General features: G+C 39.8%; 3 protein-coding genes and 3 pseudogenes. 5 read left to right on the top strand and 1 reads right to left on the bottom strand.

The features are described 5' to 3' along the window. Positions 1 to 94 precede the first annotated feature (94 nt). Positions 95 to 1,305 (top strand): annotated as a pseudogene (locus tag JCM10991_RS13895) (MFS transporter). A 49-nt stretch (positions 1,306 to 1,354) separates the two neighbouring features. Here JCM10991_RS13895 and JCM10991_RS13890 read toward each other — a convergent pair. Then, positions 1,355 to 1,904, bottom strand: a pseudogene (locus JCM10991_RS13890) (TIGR01440 family protein). 203 nt (positions 1,905 to 2,107) lie between these two features. Between JCM10991_RS13890 and nrdD the strand changes: the two are divergent. From nrdD to JCM10991_RS10965, 4 genes and pseudogenes are all read left to right on the top strand, one after another. Next, a pseudogene (gene nrdD / locus JCM10991_RS15300) lies at positions 2,108 to 4,257 on the top strand (anaerobic ribonucleoside-triphosphate reductase). Positions 4,258 to 4,260: 3 nt separating this feature from the next. Continuing rightward, the gene (gene nrdG / locus JCM10991_RS15295) at positions 4,261 to 4,929 is read left to right on the top strand and encodes an anaerobic ribonucleoside-triphosphate reductase activating protein (protein ID WP_023859676.1); all 669 of its coding nucleotides are present in this window, start codon (positions 4,261 to 4,263) and stop codon (positions 4,927 to 4,929) included. 125 nt (positions 4,930 to 5,054) lie between these two features. Beyond that, positions 5,055 to 5,453 (top strand): transcriptional regulator SpxA, encoded by a 399-nt coding sequence (gene spxA, locus JCM10991_RS10970; RefSeq protein ID WP_023859677.1) that lies wholly within the window; start codon positions 5,055 to 5,057, stop codon positions 5,451 to 5,453. A gap of 183 nt (positions 5,454 to 5,636) precedes the next feature. After that, on the top strand, positions 5,637 to 6,377 hold a 741-nt coding region (locus JCM10991_RS10965), incomplete at its 3' end, for an adaptor protein MecA (protein WP_025021509.1).

The following is a 6,377-nucleotide window of genomic DNA, read 5'->3' as shown; positions in this document are numbered from 1 at the left end:
GTATAAAGAAAAAGTCTGAGAAATCAGGCTTTTTTTGTGGATTAAAAAGTTGTAAACTAGACTTGTTTAAAAAATTAAGAAGTGAGGAAGTTTAATGTTTACGAAATTAGATGCTGATTTTCCCAAAGGTTGGCGGCAAACCTTTGGGGCTTTGTGGCTAGGTTGTTTTATTACGGGACTAGGCTTTTCAATGACCATGCCTTTTATGCCCTTATTTATGGAATCTTTAGGTACATATTCCCAAACGCAACTTAATTTTTATTCTGGGTTAGCATTTTCAGCCACCTATCTTTCCCAAGCAATTATGTCGCCATTATGGGGGAGTTTAGCTGACCAAAAAGGACGAAAGCTTATGTGTTTACGAGCTTCTGGAGTGATGGCTTTAACCATTACGGCAACCGGTTTAGCTCAAGGAGTATGGTCCATTATTGCTTTGCGTTTTTTACAAGGAGCCTTTTCTGGATATATCAATAACGCGGCTGCCTTTATTGCTGGTGAAACACCTAAAAGACGTTCTGGTACGGTCTTATCGACCATGATGACAGCTAATGTTACGGGAAACTTACTCGGTCCTTTATTTGGGGGAGCGATTGCTGGTTTAGGTGGTTATCGTCTGCCTTTCTTTGTGACGGGGGCCTTAATGGCCTTGGCCTTTATTTTAACTGCTATACTGACTAGAGAACATTTTATCCCTATTACTAAGGAAAAGATGAAACCAGCCAAGGAAGTCTTAGTTAGTTTACCTAACAAGAGTTTAATTTTCTTAATGTTTACAACGACCTTAATTGTCCAAGCTTCTTTGATGTCAATTTCTCCAATTATCTCACTCTTAGTTAAGGAATTGATGCACAACCACGGCAATGTTTCCTTTGTCAGTGGGGTGGTGGCAGCGGCACCAGGATTTGGAACCTTATTAGCTGCCCGTTATCTGGGAAAAAAATGGATGCCAGTGGACCGACAAAAGTTTTAATGTGTGGTATGACATACCAAGTTGTTATGTTTTTACCGATGTTCTTTATTCGTGATGTTTGGCTTTTAACTCTTTTCCGATTCTTAATTGGGTTGTCAAGTGCGGCACTTTTGCCGGCCGTGCAAACAGTCCTCACCACCCAAGTTGATAAGCAAGTTTTTGGTCGAATTTTTTCTTACAATCAGTCCTTTCAAGCCGCTGGTGGAGTGGTTGGGCCTCTGATAGGTTCGGCTGTTTCTAGTGTTTTTGATTATGAAGGAGTTTTCCTCTTTACTTCATTATTATTAGCTATCAACCTGGCTTTAATTATGTTGGCGCATAAGAAAATTGCATAAACCAATAACTATAAAAGGTGAAAGTTGCGTAACTTTCACCTTTTTGGACTTAATACGGATTCCAGGAATATTTTGCCCGTGGACCACCGATTAATTTTGGCCGACTGCGGACATAGGTTACATGGCTTTGCCAATTTCCTTGACCGAAGTTCGCACGGGAATCTGGACATGCTTGACATGCATTCCGATAAAGGTATCACCGATATCCATCCCAGCTTGTGCGACTAAATGTTCTACTTCCACAGGATGGTCAAAAAGTTCAAAAGCCGCGACTTGCGCAGCTCCACCAGCATGAAGGGAAGGGTAAACCGAGACAATTTCTAAATTATGGTCTAGGGCGGCTTGCTTAGGGATTACTAGAGCCCGATTTAAGTGTTCGCAACCTTGGACTGCTAAAGTTACGCCGTCTTTTTGCAGGCGATTATAAATTGTTTTCACAATGATACGGCCAATTTCTAAACTTGAATGCTTACCAATTTGATGTCCTAAAACTTCGCTACTACTGCAACCCAGGACAAAAATATCTCCAGCTTGTAGGTCGCTTGGGCCAATAATTCTTCCAAACCAGTAGCAACTAACTTTTCAATTTCTACTTCCATATTTGCACCTCATATTCTATTTTTGGTATAACTTTATAAAATTTACTTCGAATACCTATTTAACAATAACACAATATTTTGTGCAATCAATTATACATGAAACTATATATTGTGTTTTTTTATAAAACACGCTAGAATTAAACATGAATTGAAAGTCACAAGACATGATATTGATTAGCATTATTATACTACATATAGAGAGGATGAGTGTGATGAAGGTAGAAACTTTATCTTCTAAGAAACAAAAATTAAAAGTACAAGTAACACGTGCCGATGGTAGTCATACACAATTTCACGTTTATAAATTAAAGGCGGTACTAGCTAAATTAGGGTTAGCTACGCAAACAGCGAGCTTAATTCCCACCATGGTGGCGCAATTAACACCAACTGTAACTACAGCAGAAATTGCCCGAATTTTTGTGCAAACCTTAGTCGATTATGGCTACACGAAAGAAGCTCAAGCTTACCGCGACTATAAGCAAGCTGCGCAAAAGTCATGGGAAGATGAAACTAATCCGGCCAAACGTTTAGCTCGTCTGCAAGCTGCAGATCCGACTTTAGTTCACGAAAATGCTAATAAAGATAGTCGTGTTTTCAACACCCAAAGAGACTTAACCGCTGGTACGGTTGGAAAGACCCTGGGGTTACGTTTAATGCCAGAGCACGTAGCTAAGGCTCACTTACGTGGGATATTCACTATCACGATTTAGATTACACACCTTGGAGTCCTATGACCAACTGCTGTTTGATTGATTTTAAGGAAATGTTGACCAATGGCTTTAAAATTGGAAATGCTGAAGTAGAGAGCCCTCATTCCATTCAAACTGCTACCGCTCAAATGGCACAGATTATTGCCAATGTAGCTTCCAGTCAATATGGTGGCTGTTCAGCCGACCGAGTAGATGAAGTTTTAGAACCTTTCGCCTATAAGAACTATCAAAAGCACCTCGTGGAAGCCAAGGAATATATTGAAGATTCAGATAAACAAATCGAATTTGCACAAAAGCGGACTAAAAAAGATATCTACGATGCTATGCAAGCCTTGGAATATGAAATCAACACCTTATTTTCGTCTCAGGGCCAAACACCTTTTACTACCTTAGGTTTTGGGCTCGGAACGTCCTGGATTGCTCGCGAAATTCAAAAAGCTATCTTGCAAATCCGGATTGAGGGGCTGGGTAAAGAAAAGCGCACGGCTATCTTCCCTAAGTTGACTTTTGCCATCAAGAAGGGTGTAAATTATAGTCCTGCTGATCCTAATTATGATATTAAGGAATTAGCGGTCGAATGTGCCACTAAAAGAATGTACCCGGATGTTTTGATGTATGATAAAATCGTGGAGTTGACGGGTTCTTTCAAGGCCCCTATGGGTTGTCGTTCTTTCTTGCAAGGTTGGCATGATGAACAAGGCCAAGAGGTTAACTCTGGTCGAATGAACCTAGGGGTTGTTACCCTGAATTTACCAAGAATTGCTTTGGAATCTCAAGGTGATATGAACCTTTTTTGGGAAATTTTTCATGAAAAAGTTGCGATTGCTCATGAAGCCCTTGAATTTAAGGTAGAACGTTGTAAGCAGGCCCTACCAGAAAATGCTCCTATCCTTTACCAATACGGGGCCTTTGGTAAGCGACTCAAGCCCCAAGATAGTGTCGATGAGCTCTTTAAAGGTGAACGGGCAACGGTTTCTTTAGGTTACATTGGTCTTTATGAAGTTGGTACCGTCTTCTTTGGTCCTAACTGGGAAGGAAATCAAGCGGCCCACGATTTTACCCTAGAAATCGTTAAGCAATTGCACGATTACTGTCAAGATTGGGAAAAGGAATCTGGTTACCACTATAGTGTTTACTCAACGCCAAGTGAATCTTTAACTGACCGCTTCTGCCAATTAGATCTTAAGCGTTTTGGCAAGGTCAAAGACATTACTGATAAAGAATACTACACCAATAGTTTCCACTATGATGTGCGTAAACACCCAACGCCATTTGAAAAGTTAAGCTTTGAAATGGATTACCCTAAATATGCAGCCGGTGGTTTCATTCATTACTGTGAATACCCGAACTTACGTCAAAATCCTAAGGCTTTAGAAGCTGTTTGGGACTGGGCCTATGATAAAGTAGGTTATTTGGGAACTAATACACCGATTGACCACTGCTTTAAGTGTGGTTTTGAAGGAGAATTTAAAGCTACTGCACGTGGTTTTGAATGTCCAGATTGTGGTAATCATGATCCTAAATTATGTGATTGTGTCAAGCGGACATGTGGCTACTTAGGTAACCCACTACAAAGACCCATGGTTCACGGGCGCCACGTGGAAATTTCTTCCCGGGCTAAAAATATCGGCGAGGGGATGTAGTTGATGGCTGAGATACGCATTAGTGTTGGTGGAGATACCCGATTTGTGGATACCAATGATCTGGCGGGGAAAGTTCAGGCTAAACGTCCTAAACGTCGCAAAATCCGTGAACCTAAAAATCCCAAACCAATGGAATGGTTGGCCCAGGATTACAGTCAGGAAAAAATCGCCGATTACAAACCTTTTAACTTTGTCGACGGTGAAGGGGTTCGTTGTAGTCTTTATGTGAGTGGGTGCCTCTTTGCTTGTCCCGGTTGTTATAACAAGGCTGCCCAAAACTTCAATTATGGTAGGCCCTATACCCAAGAACTCGAAGATCAAATCATCGCTGATTTAGCCCAGCCCTATGTTCAAGGACTAACTCTTTTAGGTGGCGAACCATTCTTAAATACCCAGGTCTGCTTACGTCTAGTCAAGCGTATCCGTCAAGAATTTGGTCACAGCAAAGATATTTGGTCTTGGACTGGTTATGACTGGGATGAGCTTCTACAAGATTCGTCGGATAAATTAGAGCTCTTGTCTTACCTAGATATTCTGGTTGATGGGCGCTTTATGGAACCGCTCATGGATTTAACCTTGCAATTTCGGGGATCATCTAATCAAAGAATTATTGATGTACCTCGCTCCTTAAATCAAGGTGAAGTAGTCATTTGGGATAAACTTGAGCGGTAGCTTAAGGTAAAATTTAAAATTTTTTATCGAGAAAGGCTTGTTAAAAGCATTTAGCTCGGTGTATAATTAATTGTAGAAAATATAATTTGTCGCTAGTGTTTTACAACTGTAAAGGAGCGATTACTATGGTTACACTATTTACTTCACCAAGTTGTACTTCTTGTCGTAAGGCTCGTGCTTGGCTAGAAGAAAACAATATTGAATACAAGGAAAGAAATATTTTTTCAGAACCTTTATCAATTAATGAAATTAAACAAATCTTACAAATGACCGAAGATGGAACCGAAGAAATTATTTCTAAGCGTTCCAAGGCATACCAAAAGCTTAATGTGGATATTGACGAAATGCCAATGAAGGAATTATTCGCAGTAATTCAAGCCAATCCAGGTATTTTACGACGTCCTATCATTATGGATGAAAAGCGTCTTCAGGTTGGCTACAACGAAGATGAAATTCGGCGTTTCTTACCACGTGAAGTTCGTGTTTTAGAACTCCAAAAAGTTTTAGCTGCTTCTGGTAACTAAAAAAGTATTAAAAATCAATCTAAGTATTCCAGGAGGAATGCGGGGATTGATTTTTATTTTGAAAATTGAATGTCAAGTGATAAAAAAATTCAAGGTTACCGGGCTATCTGGTGGCCTTTTTCTTTATTTTCTGATATAGTAATGAATGAAACTTTTAAAAAGTGTAAGAAGAGGTGCATTAAGATGGAAATGAAGAAAATTAATGATAATACCATCAAAGTTCTCTTGGAAAACGAAGACCTCGTTGAAAGAGGAATTACAGTCCTCGATCTTTTAGGTAACCAAAAAGAAATCGAAAGCTTCTTTTATTCAATTTTAGATGAAGTTGATGTGGACCACGAGTTCCGTGATAATGAAGCCGTAACTTTCCAAATGATGCCAAATCGCAACGGTTTGGAATTGTTTATTTCCAAGGTAGATCCAAGTGGGGAAAGCGAACCTTTCAATCCTTTAGCCGAATTAGAAAAGCAAGGTAAGAAAGTCCACCACGTGGATATGACGAATTTTGATGAAGATGACAATCTGACTGACTTCTTGAAGCAACAATTGGGAGATGCCTTCGAAAAAGCTAGTCAGGATCAAGAAAAGGTTAATAATGAAACCATGAACTCTAAGGGGCGCATGACAAGTCTAGTAGATGAAGAAAAGTCTTACCTGGTAGAATTAGATGACTTCGAAGACTTCCTAAACTTAGTTAATGTCCTAGAAGGTGACGAGATTACTAGTGACTTGTACTTTTTGCATGACAAGTACTACTTGAAGTTGACTTTCTACCCAGACTCCATCAGTGAAGAACAAATTAACGATTTAATGGCGGTGGCCTATGAATATGGTCGGCGCGTTGATCAAAGTCCACTTTATGTTCAAGAACATGGTAAGCAAATTATGGAACATGCGGCTTTAGAAATCGCGCAACATTATTTT

This window comes from Ligilactobacillus equi DSM 15833 = JCM 10991 (assembly GCF_000615765.1).
Taxonomy (GTDB): domain Bacteria; phylum Bacillota; class Bacilli; order Lactobacillales; family Lactobacillaceae; genus Ligilactobacillus; species Ligilactobacillus equi.
This window is presented reverse-complemented; position numbering and strand designations above follow the sequence as displayed.

What these genes read in the sequence shown, in the direction of transcription:
- nrdG (WP_023859676.1), top strand. Translation starts at nt 4,261, where the DNA reads ATGGCTGAGATACGCATTAGTGTTGGTGGAGATACCCGATTTGTGGAT.
- spxA (WP_023859677.1), top strand. Translation starts at nt 5,055, where the DNA reads ATGGTTACACTATTTACTTCACCAAGTTGTACTTCTTGTCGTAAGGCT.